The organism is Mycobacterium sp. IDR2000157661 (assembly GCF_022317005.1).
In the GTDB taxonomy this organism is placed as follows: domain Bacteria; phylum Actinomycetota; class Actinomycetes; order Mycobacteriales; family Mycobacteriaceae; genus Mycobacterium.
Genome location: NZ_CP081006.1, coordinates 1,060,874 through 1,075,751, shown reverse-complemented (window position 1 = coordinate 1,075,751; position 14,878 = coordinate 1,060,874). Strand labels below are relative to the sequence as shown.

Genomic DNA, 14,878 nt, shown 5'->3' with positions numbered 1-14,878 from the left:
CTTATTGGTGCACAAGTTCAGTCTCGGCACCGGAATCGCAACAGAGCGTTAACCCGCGACGCGGCCCGCCGTAACAGCACGACGCTTTTCTACAAGCGACTCACGTTCATTCGCGTGAGGCGCGTCTAGGGTTCCGCCGCCCGCCGGGTCTGGTCCGAGAGACGCAGGCGGTCGCGACGCGGTGACCGTTCCACGGCGGGAGAAAAGCCCGGGAGGCTCCATACCGCTCAAGGAGACTTCCGATGATCCTTCTCGGAGTAGGCATCAGCGTCGCCGTCGTCGTCCTCGTCGGGTTCTGGGTGGCCCGCCGCGTCGGCGGCGACAGCGCCAACTTCCTGGTGGCCGGGCGCAGCCTGACGCTGCCACTGGTGGGCGCGGCGCTGATGGGTCAGGCCGTCGACACCAACGCCACCCTCGGCAACACCGATCTGACGTCGCAGTTCGGCTTCTGGGCCGGCGCGACCCTGCCGCTGGGGCTGGCGCTGTGCCTTTTCCTCACGGGCCTGTTCTTCGCCGCACCGATGAACCGGATGGGGCTGACCACCCTCCCGGACTACTACCGCCTACGGTTCGGCCGCCCGGTCGAGGTCGCCGCGGCGGTGCTGATGATGCTCGCCTTCGCGATCCTGGTGGCGGGCAACCTGGTCGCCGGCGGGTTCCTCTTCGAGTACTTCGTGGGCTTCCCGTACTGGCTCGGCGTGGTGCTGATCGTGGCGATCGTGCTGGCCTACACCGCCGCAGGCGGCATGCTGGCCGACGCGTACACCGCCATCATCCAGATGTCGCTGATCCTCGTCGGCGCCATCGCGACGCTGATCTGGGTGGCGGTGGCGTACGGGTTGACGATCCCGGACGGCATGGGGCCCTTCGACTTCGGGCAGCTCTCCGATCCCGCGCAGGGCGCCACCGTCAACTGGGCCACGTTGATCGCGCTCGGTATCGGCGACATCGTGGCGATCGACTTCATGCAGCGCATCTTCTCGGCGCGCTCACCTCAGGTCGCCCGGCGGGCCTGTTTCGTCGGCGCGGCGGGCGCGGCGGCGATCGGCATCCCGTTCGCGCTCGTCGCTCTTGCCTCGACGGCGATCGTGCCCGCGGACAGCAGCGGTCCGGTGTTGTTCGTGCTGCTCGACCAGTACGCGCCGATCGGGCTGACCGTGCTGCTGCTCGCGGGCATCGTGGGCGCGTCGATGAGCACCGCCAACGGCGCGATCCTGGGCACGGCCGCGGTGGCGGTGCGCAACATCGGCGGTGTGCGCCGGGTCCACATCGAGGGGCGCGCCGATCCGCTGTTGCGGGCCACCCGGTGGGCGATGGTGCCGGTGGTGGTGGTCGCGGTGGTCTTCGCGATCAGGGTGCCCCAGACCGGCATCCTGCTCACCCTCGCGTTCGACCTGCTGCTGGCCTGCCTGCTGGTGCCGTTCGTCCTCGGACTGGTCTGGCGCAAGGGGACGGCGCTGGCGGCAGGCGCGGCGATCGCCGTCGGCCTGACCGTGCGACTGGTGCTGTTCGCGATGACGCCGACGATGTACGGCGTCGACAACACCATTCTGTACCTGCCCAACGGGGTGTTCGACGCCGCGTTCGACGGCTGGCCGACCTTCATCGCGTTCGCGTCGTCGCTGCTCACCTACGTCACGGTTGCCCTCGTGATGCCGGCTTCGCCGCTGCGCGGGCTCGACATCCGGGTCGCCGAGGACCTCGACGAGGCGCTGGCGGAAGCCGAAATCGCCGAGGCCGAGGCGGATCTCGTCAGGGCAGAGTCGGCGCCACCGTCGGCCACGGCACCGTGAGCACCCCGTCGCGCATCCGGCGCCTCGCCGGATCGACGGGAAAACCGTTGTGGTGCAACAGCTCCAGCATCGCCCGCCACCGCACGCGTGGGCCGAAGACGCCGTGGCCCGCGACGCTGGCCCATGCGCGGTCGGCGGCTGCGAGCAGGGCGTGGATCGGTTGGCCCTCGACGTTGTGGTGGATCAGCACCTTGGGCAGCCGCTCGGCCAGATCGGAGGGGCGGTCGATGGCGAACGGGTCGCAGGCCAGCGTCAGGCTCACCGGTCCGCCGGCGTCGAGCAGGAGCCAGCAGCAGCGCCGGCCCAACTCGTCGCACGTGCCGTCGACGATCAGTCCACCGGGGGCAAGGTGCCGTTGCATCGTCGACCACGCGTCGGCGACCGCCTCTACCGGATACTGACGCAGCACGTTGAACGCCCGCACCAGAACCGGCCTCATCCCCGCCAACTCGAACCCGCCGAGGCCGAATTCCACATCGTCGTCGGCGTTTTCGCGGGCAGCGCGTACCCGCTCGGGGTCGATCTCCAGGCCGACGACCCGAATGTCGTTGCGTAGCAGTCGTAGTCGCGCCGCTAGCTCGAGGGTGGTGACCGGCAGCGCGCCGTAACCGAGGTCGACCACCAACGGGTCGGCGGCCGACAGCAGCGCGGCGCGGACCCGGGGCGAGTGCACCAGCCATCGATCGCTGCGGCGCAAGCGGTTGTATCCGGTGGTGCCACGCGTCAACTGGCCGATTGGGCCGGACATGCCCCGATTCTAGGGAGCGGCGTCGGGAATGGCCGTGACCCACGCCGGTTCAGTGACGCTCGGCGATCCAGTCCGCGGTGAACCGACGTTCGCCGTCGAACAGGTCGGTGATTCCGTCGAGGATCATCTCCTCCACCGAGCCGCCGATCAGCGGCACCCAGACTTTGCAGACGCTTTCGTACTGAAGCCGACTGCCGGTAGCGGTCTCGGTGAGCGCATACTGGCCGGACAACCGGCCGGGTGCGTGCGGAATCGACGCGGAGTACGTGCCCGTTGCACGGTTACGCGAGTGGTCGAAGGTGTCGAGGCGCTGACGACGGGTGACCACCACGTCGGTGGGCAACGCGTGGCGCGCCACCGCAGGCAGGTCCGATCGCGGCAGATTGTGGACGAACTCGACGTCGATTCCACCGTCGTCTGTGCCCAACGAGGTGAGCTCCGAGGGGGTGAACTCCCGATAGACCTCGATCAGCCCGTGCCAGTACTCGGGGCTGGTCAGGTCCTGGTGGATTTTCTCCGGCGGCAGATCGAACGCGACGGTGTAGGTCCTCCGCCGTGACATGAAACCCAGGTTACCGACCGGCTAGGCGTTCTCGGCGATCCACAGCGTGGTGAAGCGCTGTTCGGCGATCAGCAGGTCGACCAGTTGGCTGCCGATGAAGTTCTCGATCTTGCCGCCGACGAGCGGCACCCGCACCTCGACCTCGGCGTGGAAGTCCAGCCGTGACCGCTGCCCGTCCTGGATCGGAACCAGTTCGGCGCTGCCGCTCAGCGTCGCAGGCGCACCGTCGATCGTCAGGGTGATCGCCGCCGCCGCCTTCCCGCCCGCGATCGGCGACCACGTCTCTTCCCGGAGCAGGCGTAGCTCGCCGCGGTGGAACTGCTGCACGACCCCGGGCAGTCGGTGGGCCAGAATCCGCTGTGTCGTGACGACGTCGATGCCGCCGCCGTCGTCGACGACCAACGCTTCCAGCGAGTAGTCGTCCGCGCCGGAGTCGGTCAGCCGGGCCATCCAGTACCGTTCGTCGCGGAACGCCCGGTGCACCTGTTCGACGCTGCCGCCGTACTCGGTGGCCATGTCGAATGAACGTGGCATAGCTCGCCACGCTACCGTTACCGCCCGTGGTGACTTCGCAGCTAGGGGGTGCGTGCGTCGAGTACGACGTGCCACTGGCGCCGCTGACCACCCTGCACGTCGGACCCGTTGCGCGACGGCTCATCACATGCGACACCACCGGCAAGGTGATCGACGTGGTGCGCGCACTCGGACCCGACGACGACGCCCTCGTGCTCGCGGGTGGATCCAACGTGGTGCTGTCCGACACGCTGACCGACCTCACCGTGATCCATCTGGTCAACACCGAGATCACCGTCGTCGGCGACGTCGTGCGCGCCGAGGCCGGCACGGTCTGGGACGACGTGGTCGTCACGTCGCTGGCGCATGGCCTCGGCGGACTGGAGTGTCTGTCGGGCATCCCCGGCTCCACGGGCGCGACGCCGGTGCAGAACGTCGGCGCATACGGAACCGAGGTCGCCGACACCATCCGGCGGGTGCGGCTGCTGGACCGTCGCAGCGGTGACGACCGCTGGGTGCTTCCCGAGGAGTTGGGGTTCGGCTACCGCACCAGCGTCCTCAAGCACTCGCATGACGCGATCGTGCTCGAGGTGGAGTTCAGGCTCGATCCCGACGGGCGCAGCGCACCGCTGCGCTACCGCGAACTGGCCGACACCCTGGGTGCCGAGCAGGGCTCGCGCACCGACCCGGTCGCAGTGCGCGAGGCCGTGCTGCGGCTGCGCGGCCGCAAGGGCATGGTCATCGACGGCGGCCCCGACCCGGACCGCGACACCTGGAGTGTCGGCTCGTTCTTCACCAACCCCGTCGTCTCGGCCGCCGACTTCGAGCGGATCCGCGCCGAGCAGGACGGCCCGGTGCCCAATTTCCCGGCCGCCGACGGGGTCAAGCTGGCCGCGGGCTGGCTCGTCGAGCGCGCCGGGTTCGGCAAGGGCTATCCGGGCGAGGGCGCCGTCGCCCGGCTGTCCACCAAGCACGCCCTGGCGCTGACCAACCGCGGCGGGGCCACCACCGCCGACGTGCTCGCGCTGGCCAGGACGGTACGAGACGGTGTGCGAACAAGATTCGGGATCGAACTCACACCCGAGCCTGCCCTGGTGGGGTGTTCGCTCTAGGTACGCTGGATCCACGTGAGCACCCCTGGACCCCTGCCGTCGTTCAATCGGCGGCGCGCGCTTACGGCCCTGGCAGTCGGGGTCGTGGCTCCGGGTGCGCTGGCCGCGTGCATGACCGATTCGAACGACCCGTCGGCGGCGCAGGAGGCGGTGCCCGCGCCGTCGCTGCGCTTCGAGCCGGCGAACGCCGCCACCGACATCCCACCGACCGCGCCGGTCGCCGTCGAGGTCAGCGACGGCTGGTTCCAGCGCGTCCGGCTGACCAACCCCGAAGGCAAGGTCGTCGCAGGCGCACTGAACCGTGACCGCACCGCCTTCCAGACCAGCGAGCCGCTCGGCTACGGCGTCGAATACACCTGGGACGGTTCGGTAGTCGGCCACGACGGCAAGGCCGTGCCCGTCGCGGGCAGCTTCACCACCATCCAGCCCACCAAGCAGGTGAACGGCCGGTTCCAGCTGGCCGACGGGCAGGTCGTCGGTGTCGCGGCGCCGATCATCATCCAGTTCGACGCATCGATCAGCGACAAGGCGTCGGTCGAGAAGGCGTTGACGGTGACCACCGAACCGGCCGTCGAGGGCAGCTGGGCGTGGCTGCCCGACGAGGTCGGCGGGTCCCGCGTGCACTTTCGCACCCGCGACTACTACCCGGCGAACACCAAGGTGCACGTCGACGCCAGGCTCTACGGTGTTCCGTTCGGCGACGGCGCCTACGGCGCGCAGGACGTGACGCTGAGCTTCGAGACCGGCCGTCGCCAGGTGGTCAAGGCCGACGCACCGTCACACCGCCTGCGGGTGCTGGACGCGTCGGACGCGGTGATCATGGACTTCCCCTGCAGCTATGGCGAGGGTGACCTCGACCGCAACGTCACCCGCAGCGGAATCCACGTGGTCACCGAGAAGTACGAGGACTTCTATATGTCCAATCCGGCCGCGGGCTACTACAACCTGCGCGAGCGGTGGTCGGTGCGGATCTCCAACAACGGCGAGTTCATTCACGCCAACCCCGCCAGCCTCGGTGCGCAGGGCAGCAGCAACGTCACCAACGGCTGCATCAACCTCTCCCTCGCCGATGCCGAGCGGTACTTCCATGCCGCGATGTACGGCGACCCCGTCGAGGTCACGGGCACCCGGATCCAGCTGTCCTACGCCGACGGCGACATCTGGGACTGGGCAGTGCCGTGGGAGGAGTGGAAGGCGATGTCGGCGCTCAGCGATCAGGAGGCCCCGCGGCTGCCGAGCACGGCGCCTGCGACGCCGTCGGGTGCACCGCAGCCGGTCAACGGCCCCGGCCGCTAGTTGTGGCGGTTGAAGCGTGACCCGCTCGCGCCGGTGACCTGATCGCGCGGTCGGACCACGATCAGATCCAGGTCGACGTGCGAGGGCCGGCTCGCGACGAAACCGATCACCTCGGCGATGTCCTGCGCCACCAGCGGCGTGACGCCCTCGTACACCTTGGCGGCTCGCTCCTGGTCGCCGTCGAACCGATTGAGCGAGAAGTCCGTTTTGACCATCCCGGGCGCAACCTCGGTGAGGCGCACGGGTTTTCCGAACAGCTCGCTGCGCAGGGTGCGGTGCAGCACGCCCTGCGCGTGTTTGGCCGAGGTGTAGCCCCCGCCGTTGTCATAGATCTCCACCGCTGCGATGGAGGTGACGGTGACGATCAGCCCGTCGCCGGAGTCGATCAGCTTCGGCAGCAGCGCGCGTGTCACCCGCAGCGTGCCGAGCACGTTGGCCTCCCACATCCACCGCCAGTTGTCGATGTCGGCCTCGGCGATCGGTTCCAGACCGCGGGCACCGCCGGCGTTGTTGACCAGCAGGTCCACCCGGTCGATGCTGTCGGCCAGCGCCGTGACCGCCTCCTCGGAGGTGACGTCGGCCACGATCGCGGTGCCCCCGATCTCCTCGGCGAGCGCGTTGACCGGCTCGGCTCGGCGCGCCACACAGACGACGTGGAACCCCTGCCCGGCAAGCGTTCTGGCGGTCGCCTCACCGATGCCGGCGCTCGCACCGGTCACCACCGCGACCCGTCCGTCGCGTCCCGTAACGGTCATCCGCCCAACTCTAATCAGCCTCCGGACCACTTCCGGCCACGGTCTGCGGGGCCACTTCTGCTCAGGGGTGTAGACATGACTGTGTGCGCCCAGCAACGGAATCGTCCCTTCCGGTCCCGAGACGCGTGGCGGTGCTGTCGGTGCACACGTCGCCGCTGGCCCAGCCGGGCACCGGCGACGCGGGCGGGATGAACGTCTACGTCCTTCAGACCGCGCTGCAGATGGCCCGCCGCGGCGTGGAGGTGGAGATCTTCACGCGCGCGACCTCGTCGTCCGACCCGGCGAGCGTGCGGGTAGCGCCCGGCGTGCTGGTGCGCAACGTGGTGGCAGGCCCGTTCGAGGGACTCGACAAGTACGACCTGCCCACCCAGTTGTGCGCGTTCACCGCCGGCGTGCTGCGCGCCGAGGCCACTCACGAACCCGGCTACTACGACATCGTGCACTCGCACTACTGGCTGTCCGGTCAGGTCGGCTGGCTGGCCCGCGATCGCTGGGCCGTGCCGCTGGTGCACACCGCCCACACGCTGGCCGCGGTCAAGAACGCCTCGCTGGCCGAGGGGGACGCACCCGAACCGCCGCTGCGCGAGGTGGGGGAGCAGCAGGTGGTCGACGAGGCCGACCGGTTGATTGTCAACACCGAACACGAAGCGCAACAGATGGTTTCGGTGCACCACGCAGATCCGGCCCGTATCGACGTCGTGCATCCGGGTGTCGACCTGGACACGTTCACGCCCGGTGACCGGCGTGCCGCCCGCGCGGCGCTGGGGCTCCACGCCGATGAGCAGCTCGTGGCGTTCGTCGGGCGCATCCAGCCGCTGAAAGCGCCCGATGTCGCGCTGCGCGCCGTCGCCAAACTGCCCGGTGTGCGGGTGCTGGTTGCCGGTGGTGCGTCGGGCTCAGGGCTCCAGGCGCCGGACGGGTTGATTCGCCTGGCCGTTGAACTGGGTATCTCGGACCGGGTGACGTTCCTGCCGCCGCAGTCTCGCGCACAGCTGGTGAACGTGTACCGGGCCGCCGACCTGGTGGCGGTGCCCAGTTACTCGGAGTCGTTCGGTCTGGTCGCTCTCGAGGCGCAGGCGTGTGGGACACCCGTGGTCGCGGCGGCGGTCGGCGGCCTGCCGGTCGCGGTGCGCGACGGCGTCACCGGCACTCTGGTGGACGGCCATGACGAGGGGGACTGGGCGCACGCGATCGATGACCTGCTGGGCCGCGGCGCCGACGCCATGGCCGCCGCTGCCGTCACGCACGCAGCCGGGTTCTCGTGGACGCACACGGTCGACGCGCTGCTGGCCGGCTACGGGCGCGCCATCGCCGACTACCGCTCGCGCCACCAGCCGCGGGAGCCGCGTCGCACCGGTCGCCGATTCACCAGGCGACGGGGGGTGCGCGCGTGAGTACGAGCGTCAATGCCGAACAGGTGATCGTCGATGCCTGCAAGGAGAGCGGCCTGGTCTGCACGCGCCACGACGGGGCGCACGGCGGGCTGCCCGGCATCATCGTCGAACTGCCGGGCGAGCGGCGCCTGGTGACCAACACGATCATGTCCATCGGCGAGCACTCGGTGCGCATGGAGGCCTTCGTCTGCCGCCGGCCGGACGAGAACCTCGAGGGTGTGTACCGGTTCCTGCTCAAGCGCAACCGCAGGCTCTACGGCGTCTCATACACCCTGGACAACGTCGGCGACATCTACCTCGTCGGCCGGATGTCGCTGAGCTCGGTCACCCCCGACGAGGTCGACCGCGTGCTCGGGCAGATCCTCGAGGCCGTCGACACCGATTTCAACACGTTGCTGGAACTGGGTTTCCGCTCGTCGATCCAGAAGGAGTGGGAGTGGCGGGTGTCGCGTGGTGAATCGCTGAAGAACCTGGAGGCGTTCGCCCACCTGATCGACAACGAGGACGAGGCGGACGGCAAGAGGAACGGGTCCGGCTCGGGATAGTCTCGATGCCATGTCTGATTCCCGGGGAGAGTGCACGCTGATCCTGCTCCGCCACGGCCAGAGCGACTGGAACGAGAAGAACCTGTTTACCGGATGGGTCGACGTCGATCTCACCGAGAAGGGCCGCGACGAGGCGGCGCGCGCCGGGGAACTGATCAAGGAGCTGGAACGCCAGCCCGATGTGCTCTACACGTCGTTGCTGCGCCGCGCGATCACCACCGCCAACATCGCCCTGGACAGGGCCGACAGGCACTGGATACCCGTACACCGGCACTGGCGCCTCAACGAGCGGCACTACGGCGCGCTACAGGGCCTGGACAAGGCCAAGACCAAGGACAAGTACGGCGAGGAACAGTTCATGGCGTGGCGGCGCAGCTACGACACCCCGCCGCCGCCCATCGATCCGGGCAGCCGATACAGCCAGGACGGTGACCCCCGGTACGCCGACATCCCCGGCGGTCCGCCGGTCACCGAGTGCCTCAAGGACGTCGTCGAGCGGTTCGTGCCGTACTACACCGAGACCATCGAGCCGGATCTGCGGGCGGGCAAGACCGTGCTCATCGCGGCGCACGGCAACTCGCTGCGCGCGCTGGTCAAGTACCTCGACGGGATGTCCGACGAGGACGTCGTCGGCCTCAACATCCCCACCGGCATCCCATTGCGCTACGACCTCGACTCCGAGCTCAAGCCGACGGTCGCGGGCGGTACCTATCTGGACCCGGAGGCCGCGGCCGCCGGCGCCGCCGCGGTGGCCGCCCAAGGGGCGAAGTAGGCGACTCGCCATGAGGTTCGGCAAACAGTGGGTGAACAGGCGCCGAACACCTCCGATTGGCTGTGTGACTTGTCCCGATTTGGCCGCACGCTGCTGGGATGACGTTCACCGAGTGCGTACGATTTTCGCGTGAGTGTGGTATCGGCTCTGCTGCTCGCAGCGCTAGTCGCACTGCTCGCTCTGGCGGTCGGTGTGGCACTCGGGGCGGGGCTGACGTCCCGCCTGGCGCAGCGCAGACGCCGGACCGCTACGCAGACCGACCTCACCGTGTCTCAGATGTTCCAGCACATCGTTTCGCGATCGCCCATGGGGATCGTGGTGGTCGACCTGTTCCGTGACGTCGTCTACTCGAACGATCGGGCCAGCGACCTGGGTCTCATCCGCGACCGACTGCTCGACGACCGGGCCTGGAAGGCCGTCGAGCGAACCCTGGCCACGGGTGAACCCAGCGAGGTCGACCTCTCGCCGGCCAAGAGTGCCCACCCCGGCCGGTCCGGGTCTCCGACCAGCGGGCGGTATCCGCGGTCGGTTCGCGGCCACGTGCGGCTGCTCACGACCCGGGACCGCCGCTTCGCGGTGGTCTACGTCGACGACCAGTCCGAGCACGCCCGCATGGAGGCGACGCGCCGGGATTTCGTCGCCAACGTCAGTCACGAGCTCAAGACCCCGGTCGGCGCGATGGGTGTGCTGGCCGAGGCACTGCTGGCCTCCGCCGACGACCCCGACACGGTGCGCCGCTTCGCCGAGAAGATGGTCGCCGAATCGGTTCGGCTGGCCGACATGGTGGGCGAGCTGATCGAACTGTCGCGGCTGCAGGGCGCCGAGCGGCTGCCCGACCTCGAGGCCGTGGACGTCGACACCGTGGTGTCCGAGGCGCTGTCGCGCTACAAGGTGGCCGCCGACAACGCCGACATCGCGATCACCACCGACGCCCCGTCGGGCTACCGCGTGCTCGGCGACCAGGCCCTGCTGGTCACCGCCATCGCGAACCTGGTCTCCAACGCGATCGCCTACTCGCCGCACGGCTCGTCGGTGTCGGTCAGCCGCAGGCGACGCGGCCCCAACATCGAGATCGCGGTCACCGACCGCGGCATCGGCATCGCCCGCGAGGACCAGGAGCGGGTGTTCGAGCGGTTCTTCCGCGTCGACAAGGCGCGTTCCCGGGCCACCGGTGGCACCGGGTTGGGGTTGGCCATCGTCAAGCACGTGGCGGCCAACCACAACGGATCCATCCGGCTGTGGAGTCAGCCGGGAACGGGATCGACGTTCACCCTGTCGATCCCGGCCTATCCCCAGCCAGACAATGACCTGGATGGGTACTTCGAACGAGAGGACACCCAAGACCGATGACCAGTGTGTTGATCGTGGAGGACGAGGAGTCCTTGGCTGATCCCCTGGCCTTTCTGCTCCGCAAGGAGGGCTTCGAGGCCACGGTGGTGGCCGACGGGCCGACGGCGCTGGCCGAGTTCGACAGGGCCGGCGCCGACATCGTGCTGCTCGACCTGATGCTGCCCGGCATGAGCGGCACCGACGTCTGTAAGCAGTTGCGTTCGCGCTCAAGCGTTCCGGTCATCATGGTGACCGCACGTGACAGCGAGATCGACAAGGTCGTCGGGCTGGAACTCGGCGCCGACGACTACGTCACCAAGCCGTACTCGGCGCGCGAGTTGATCGCCCGCATCCGCGCGGTGCTGCGCCGCGGTAGCGACGCCGACGATTCCGGCATCGGTGACGGGGTGCTGGAGGCGGGGCCGGTCCGGATGGACGTCGAGCGCCATGTGGTGTCGGTCAACGGCGAGCAGATCACGTTGCCGCTCAAGGAGTTCGATCTGCTCGAGTATCTGATGCGTAACAGCGGCCGGGTGCTCACCCGCGGACAGCTCATCGACAGGGTTTGGGGCGCGGATTATGTGGGCGACACCAAAACCCTTGACGTGCATGTGAAGCGGCTACGCAGCAAGATCGAGGCCGACCCCGCCAATCCGGTGCACCTGGTCACGGTGCGCGGCCTCGGCTACAAACTCGAGGGCTAGCCGGCTAGCCCGTGATGCCGTCCATGATCTCGAAAACGTCGAAAGCGTTGACACCGGCGATGACCGACGGGTCCTTCTCGCCGATCGCCAGCACCTCGGCGCGGTCGGCGGCCCGCAGCACGCCCAGCCCCCACACGCCCTCGGGGTCGGCGACCGGGCCGTAGACGACAACGCGGCCGTCGGCCAGCAGACGCTGCCAGTACTCCATGTGCGCGGCCATCGCCTGCTGCTCGGCCCCGGTCATGGTCTGCGCGAAGTCCGCGCGAGGCGGGATCAACCGGAACAGAAAGAGGTTCACCCGGCAGCCCTGGTCGCGGGATGCACGGCAATCAGCCCTAACCCGCTGCGCCGCTTGCACATCGCGGCCAGCTCGGCGTATGCCTTGGCGCCGAGCAGCTCGGTCAGTTCGGGCGCGTAGGACTCCCAGACCGGTTTGGCGCCGACGTGGGCGTTCGGGTCACCGGTGCAGTACCAGTGCAGGTCCAGACCGCCCTCACCCCAACCGCGGCGGTCGTACTCGGTGATCCAGGTCTTCAGGATCTCCGAACCGTCGGGTCGCTCCACCCACTCCTGGGTACGCCGGATCGGCAGTTGCCAGCACACCTCCGGCTTCATCGTCAACGGCTCGACGCCGAGCTTGAGCGCCTTGCTGTGCAGCGCGCATCCGATGCCGCCGGGGAACCCGGGACGGTTCAGGAAGATGCACGCGCCCTTGTACTTCCGGGTGCGCTCATTGGGCTTGTCGTCGTAGGAGTCCATCTCGAGATAGCCCTTCTTGCCCAGGCCCTTCTCGCGGAACTGCCAATCCTCGTCGGTGAGCGTCTGCACCGCGTCGTCGAGGCGGGCGATGTCGTCCTTGTCGGACATGAACGCACCGTGCGAGCAGCACCCGTCGTCAGGTCGGCCCTCGACGGTGCCCTTGCACGCCGGCGTGCCGAAGACGCACGTCCAGCGGGACAGCAGCCAGGTCATGTCCGCGGCGATCAGATGCTCCGGATTATCGGGGTCGTAGAACTCAATCCATTCACGAGCGAAATCGAGTTCGACCTCTCCTGGCCCAGGTGATTTGCTCTTCGCCCGAGGGCTCATCGCCGATGCGCTCACAATTTTCCACGGTAGACCCATTAAGTTGGATGAGTGCGATTAGGCGTGCTCGACGTGGGCAGCAATACCGTTCACCTGTTGGTGGTGGACGCGCGGCGCGGCGGGCACCCGACGCCGATGAGTTCGACCAAGGCCTCGCTGAGGCTGGCCGAGGCCATCGACAGCCACGGCAAGCTGACCCGCAAGGGCGCCGACAAGCTGATCGGCACCATCGACGAGTTCGCCAAGATCGCCGGGAGTTCCGGGTGTGCCCAACTGATGGCGTTCGCCACCTCTGCGGTGCGCGACGCCAAGAACTCCGAGGAACTGCTCGCCCGCGTGCTCGCCGAGACCGGGGTGGCGCTGCAGGTCCTCACCGGAGTCGACGAGTCGCGGCTGACGTTCCTTGCCGTACGCCGCTGGTACGGGTGGAGCGCCGGGCGAATCATCAACATCGACATCGGCGGTGGCTCGCTGGAACTGTCCAACGGCGTCGACGAGGAACCGGATGCGGCGCTGTCGCTGCCATTGGGCGCCGGCCGGCTGACCCGCGAGTGGCTGCCCGACGATCCGCCTGGCAGGCGGCGGGTGGCGATGCTGCGGGACTGGCTGGCCACCGAGCTCGCCGACGCCGGCGCCGAGATGCTCGAGGCGGGCAGCCCGGACTTGGCGGTGGCGACTTCCAAGACGTTCCGGTCGCTGGCCCGGCTCACCGGTGCCGCGCCCTCCGGCGCAGGCCCGCGGGTCAAGAGGACGCTGACTGCCAGCGGGTTGCGGCAGCTCATAGCATTCATCTCTAGGATGACCGCGGCCGACCGTGCGGAATTGGAAGGAGTGAGTGCCGATCGGGCGCCCCAGATCGTCGCTGGAGCATTGGTCGCCGAGGCGAGCATGAAGGCTCTCGCGATCGAGAGCGTGGACATCTGCCCCTGGGCGTTGCGGGAGGGGCTGATTCTGCGGAAACTCGACAGCGAAGCCGTCGGAAGCGGCTTCGTCGGAGGTGCTGACAGCCCGACCGCTGCCGGCAATCCGACGAACGTCGGCAGTGCCGACAGAGCGACCAACGCCGGCGGTGCCGGCAACGCGGCCTCGGTGCGGGCGTCCGTACGCAATGCACGACGATAGGTGACGAGGCGCAGAGGCAACACACGATGACAGGACCAGAAGACAGCCAGAGCAGCAGCCGACCGATCTCGGTTGCGGAGCTGCTGGCCAAGAACGGCACCATCGGTGCCCCGCCGATCGGTGGCAGGCGCAGGCGCCGCCGCGGCGACACCGACTCGGTCACCGTCGCCGAGTTGACGGGTGAGATCCCGATCGTGCGTGACCACGACGCCGACGAGCCCGCGACCGGACGGACCAGCGCCGTGGTGGTCGAGGAGCCGATCGAGGCTCCCGAGCCGTCCGACGGGGCTGCCGAGGAGGCCGGTGAGGAGCCCGGCGAGGACGAGCCCGCAGAGGTGGTCCTCACCAGCGAGGGCACCGTCGATGAAGCCGTCGAGGACGTCGTCGAAGAAGCCGACGAGGACGCCGTCGGCGTACCCGATGAGGCAGACGAGGATCTGAGCGACGAGGCAGACGAGGATCTGAGCGACGCGGAAGCCGACTACGCCGCCCACCTCGAGGAGCGTGACGCCCGCGACGTCGTGGAGGATCTCGACTTCTTCGCGCCCGCGCGCCGGTCCGGCACTGCGCCGCGTCGCCGTGACGCGTCAGCGACGGACGCCGCTGTGGGCGCCGAGCAGATGAGCCCAGACCCCGTCGACTGGTCTGACCCCGACGGCACCGACGACACCATCGACGCCGATGCGGCCGTCGACCTCGACGAGCGGGACGAGGATCTCGCCTCGCGGGATGACGACCGCGACGACCTGCCGTCCTACTTGCGCTCATCGGAAAGCGCCCTGTTCGGCGGCCCTACCGTCGACGACGACGTGCGCCGCGACACCAGGCCCGGTCCCGAGGACCTCGACATCGAGGAGGACGAACCGGCCCCCGCGGGCGCGATGTCGACCGTCCTGCACGGCGCCTGGGTGGTCGGCCAGTGCATCCTCGCGGTGGCGTTCGGCGCGGGCCTCTTCGTCGCGTTCGACCAGCTCTGGAACTGGAACAGCATCGTCGCGCTGGTGCTCGGCGTGTTGGTGATTCTCGGGCTGGTGGTCGGGGTGCGGGTGGTGCGCAAGACCGAGGACATCGCCAGCACGCTGATCGCCGTCGCCGTCGGAGCCCTGGTCACGTTCGGGCCGTTGGCGCTGATGAAGGCTTAGGCCCC

Annotated in this window: 16 protein-coding genes and 1 riboswitch; of the genes, 10 read left to right on the top strand and 6 right to left on the bottom strand. The window is 68.8% G+C overall.

All coding sequences use genetic code 11. From position 1 onward, the window contains the following. The first annotated feature begins 114 nt into the window (after positions 1-114). A riboswitch (guanidine-I (ykkC/yxkD leader) is annotated at positions 115-217 on the top strand. A 25-nt stretch (positions 218-242) separates the two neighbouring features. Next, positions 243-1,793, top strand: a complete 1,551-nt coding sequence (locus K3G64_RS06140) for a sodium:solute symporter family protein (protein WP_238889722.1) — start codon at positions 243-245, stop codon at positions 1,791-1,793. Here the strand turns inward: K3G64_RS06140 and K3G64_RS06135 are convergent. From K3G64_RS06135 to K3G64_RS06125, 3 genes are read right to left on the bottom strand one after another with little or no spacing between them, the layout of a single operon-like run. After that, positions 1,753-2,541, bottom strand: a complete 789-nt coding sequence (locus tag K3G64_RS06135) for a class I SAM-dependent methyltransferase (RefSeq protein WP_238889720.1) — start codon at positions 2,539-2,541, stop codon at positions 1,753-1,755. The two genes, K3G64_RS06140 and K3G64_RS06135, sit on opposite strands and share 41 nt — an antisense overlap. 49 nt (positions 2,542-2,590) lie before the next feature. Then, entirely contained in the window at positions 2,591-3,103 is a 513-nt protein-coding gene (locus K3G64_RS06130) for a DUF2505 domain-containing protein (protein ID WP_238889718.1), read from the bottom strand. A gap of 21 nt (positions 3,104-3,124) precedes the next feature. Further along, the gene (locus K3G64_RS06125; RefSeq protein ID WP_238889717.1) at positions 3,125-3,637 is read right to left on the bottom strand and encodes a DUF2505 domain-containing protein; all 513 of its coding nucleotides are present in this window, start codon (positions 3,635-3,637) and stop codon (positions 3,125-3,127) included. Positions 3,638-3,663: 26 nt separating this feature from the next. On the opposite strand from K3G64_RS06125, the gene K3G64_RS06120 reads away from it, so the two are divergent. Together K3G64_RS06120 and K3G64_RS06115 are read left to right on the top strand one after the other, a co-directional pair. Continuing rightward, positions 3,664-4,728: a UDP-N-acetylmuramate dehydrogenase gene (locus K3G64_RS06120; protein ID WP_238889716.1), complete on the top strand. Its 1,065-nt coding sequence runs from the start codon at positions 3,664-3,666 to the stop codon at positions 4,726-4,728. Positions 4,729-4,743: 15 nt separating this feature from the next. Beyond that, a complete protein-coding gene (locus K3G64_RS06115) occupies positions 4,744-6,024 on the top strand; it encodes a L,D-transpeptidase (protein WP_238889715.1) in 1,281 nt (426 codons plus the stop codon). On the opposite strand, the gene K3G64_RS06110 is transcribed toward K3G64_RS06115, so the two are convergent. Further along, entirely contained in the window at positions 6,021-6,779 is a 759-nt protein-coding gene (locus K3G64_RS06110) for an SDR family oxidoreductase (protein ID WP_238889714.1), read from the bottom strand. The genes K3G64_RS06115 and K3G64_RS06110 overlap by 4 nt on opposite strands. 83 nt (positions 6,780-6,862) lie before the next feature. Here K3G64_RS06110 and mshA point away from each other — a divergent pair, with 83 nt between their 5' ends. From mshA to regX, 5 genes are all read left to right on the top strand, one after another. Then, entirely contained in the window at positions 6,863-8,173 is a 1,311-nt protein-coding gene (mshA, locus tag K3G64_RS06105; RefSeq protein WP_238889713.1) for a D-inositol-3-phosphate glycosyltransferase, read from the top strand. Between the two features lie 53 nt (positions 8,174-8,226). Continuing rightward, positions 8,227-8,718, top strand: coding sequence for a YbjN domain-containing protein (locus K3G64_RS06100; RefSeq protein WP_370647168.1), 492 nt, complete (start codon positions 8,227-8,229; stop codon positions 8,716-8,718). Between the two features lie 10 nt (positions 8,719-8,728). Beyond that, positions 8,729-9,490: a phosphoglyceromutase gene (locus K3G64_RS06095; protein WP_238889712.1), complete on the top strand. Its 762-nt coding sequence runs from the start codon at positions 8,729-8,731 to the stop codon at positions 9,488-9,490. A 129-nt stretch (positions 9,491-9,619) separates the two neighbouring features. Then, positions 9,620-10,840 carry a sensor histidine kinase gene (locus K3G64_RS06090; protein ID WP_238889710.1) on the top strand — a complete coding sequence of 407 codons (1,221 nt, stop codon included), beginning with the start codon at positions 9,620-9,622 and terminating at the stop codon, positions 10,838-10,840. After that, positions 10,837-11,523: a two-component sensory transduction protein RegX gene (regX, locus tag K3G64_RS06085; RefSeq protein WP_238889708.1), complete on the top strand. Its 687-nt coding sequence runs from the start codon at positions 10,837-10,839 to the stop codon at positions 11,521-11,523. The genes K3G64_RS06090 and regX overlap by 4 nt, the downstream gene beginning before the upstream one ends. 4 nt (positions 11,524-11,527) lie before the next feature. On the opposite strand, the gene K3G64_RS06080 is transcribed toward regX, so the two are convergent. Then, complete coding sequence (locus tag K3G64_RS06080; RefSeq protein ID WP_238950442.1) at positions 11,528-11,767, bottom strand: YciI family protein; 240 nt, start codon at positions 11,765-11,767, stop codon at positions 11,528-11,530. A 50-nt stretch (positions 11,768-11,817) separates the two neighbouring features. Next, on the bottom strand, positions 11,818-12,648 hold the full coding sequence (locus tag K3G64_RS06075; RefSeq protein ID WP_370647110.1) for a hypothetical protein: 831 nt from the start codon (positions 12,646-12,648) through the stop codon (positions 11,818-11,820). Positions 12,649-12,660: 12 nt separating this feature from the next. On the opposite strand from K3G64_RS06075, the gene K3G64_RS06070 reads away from it, so the two are divergent. Both K3G64_RS06070 and K3G64_RS06065 read left to right on the top strand, forming a co-directional pair. After that, entirely contained in the window at positions 12,661-13,731 is a 1,071-nt protein-coding gene (locus K3G64_RS06070) for a Ppx/GppA phosphatase family protein (RefSeq protein ID WP_238889706.1), read from the top strand. Between the two features lie 26 nt (positions 13,732-13,757). Further along, positions 13,758-14,873, top strand: a complete 1,116-nt coding sequence (locus tag K3G64_RS06065) for a hypothetical protein (RefSeq protein ID WP_238889704.1) — start codon at positions 13,758-13,760, stop codon at positions 14,871-14,873. The last annotated feature ends 5 nt before the right edge of the window (positions 14,874-14,878 follow it).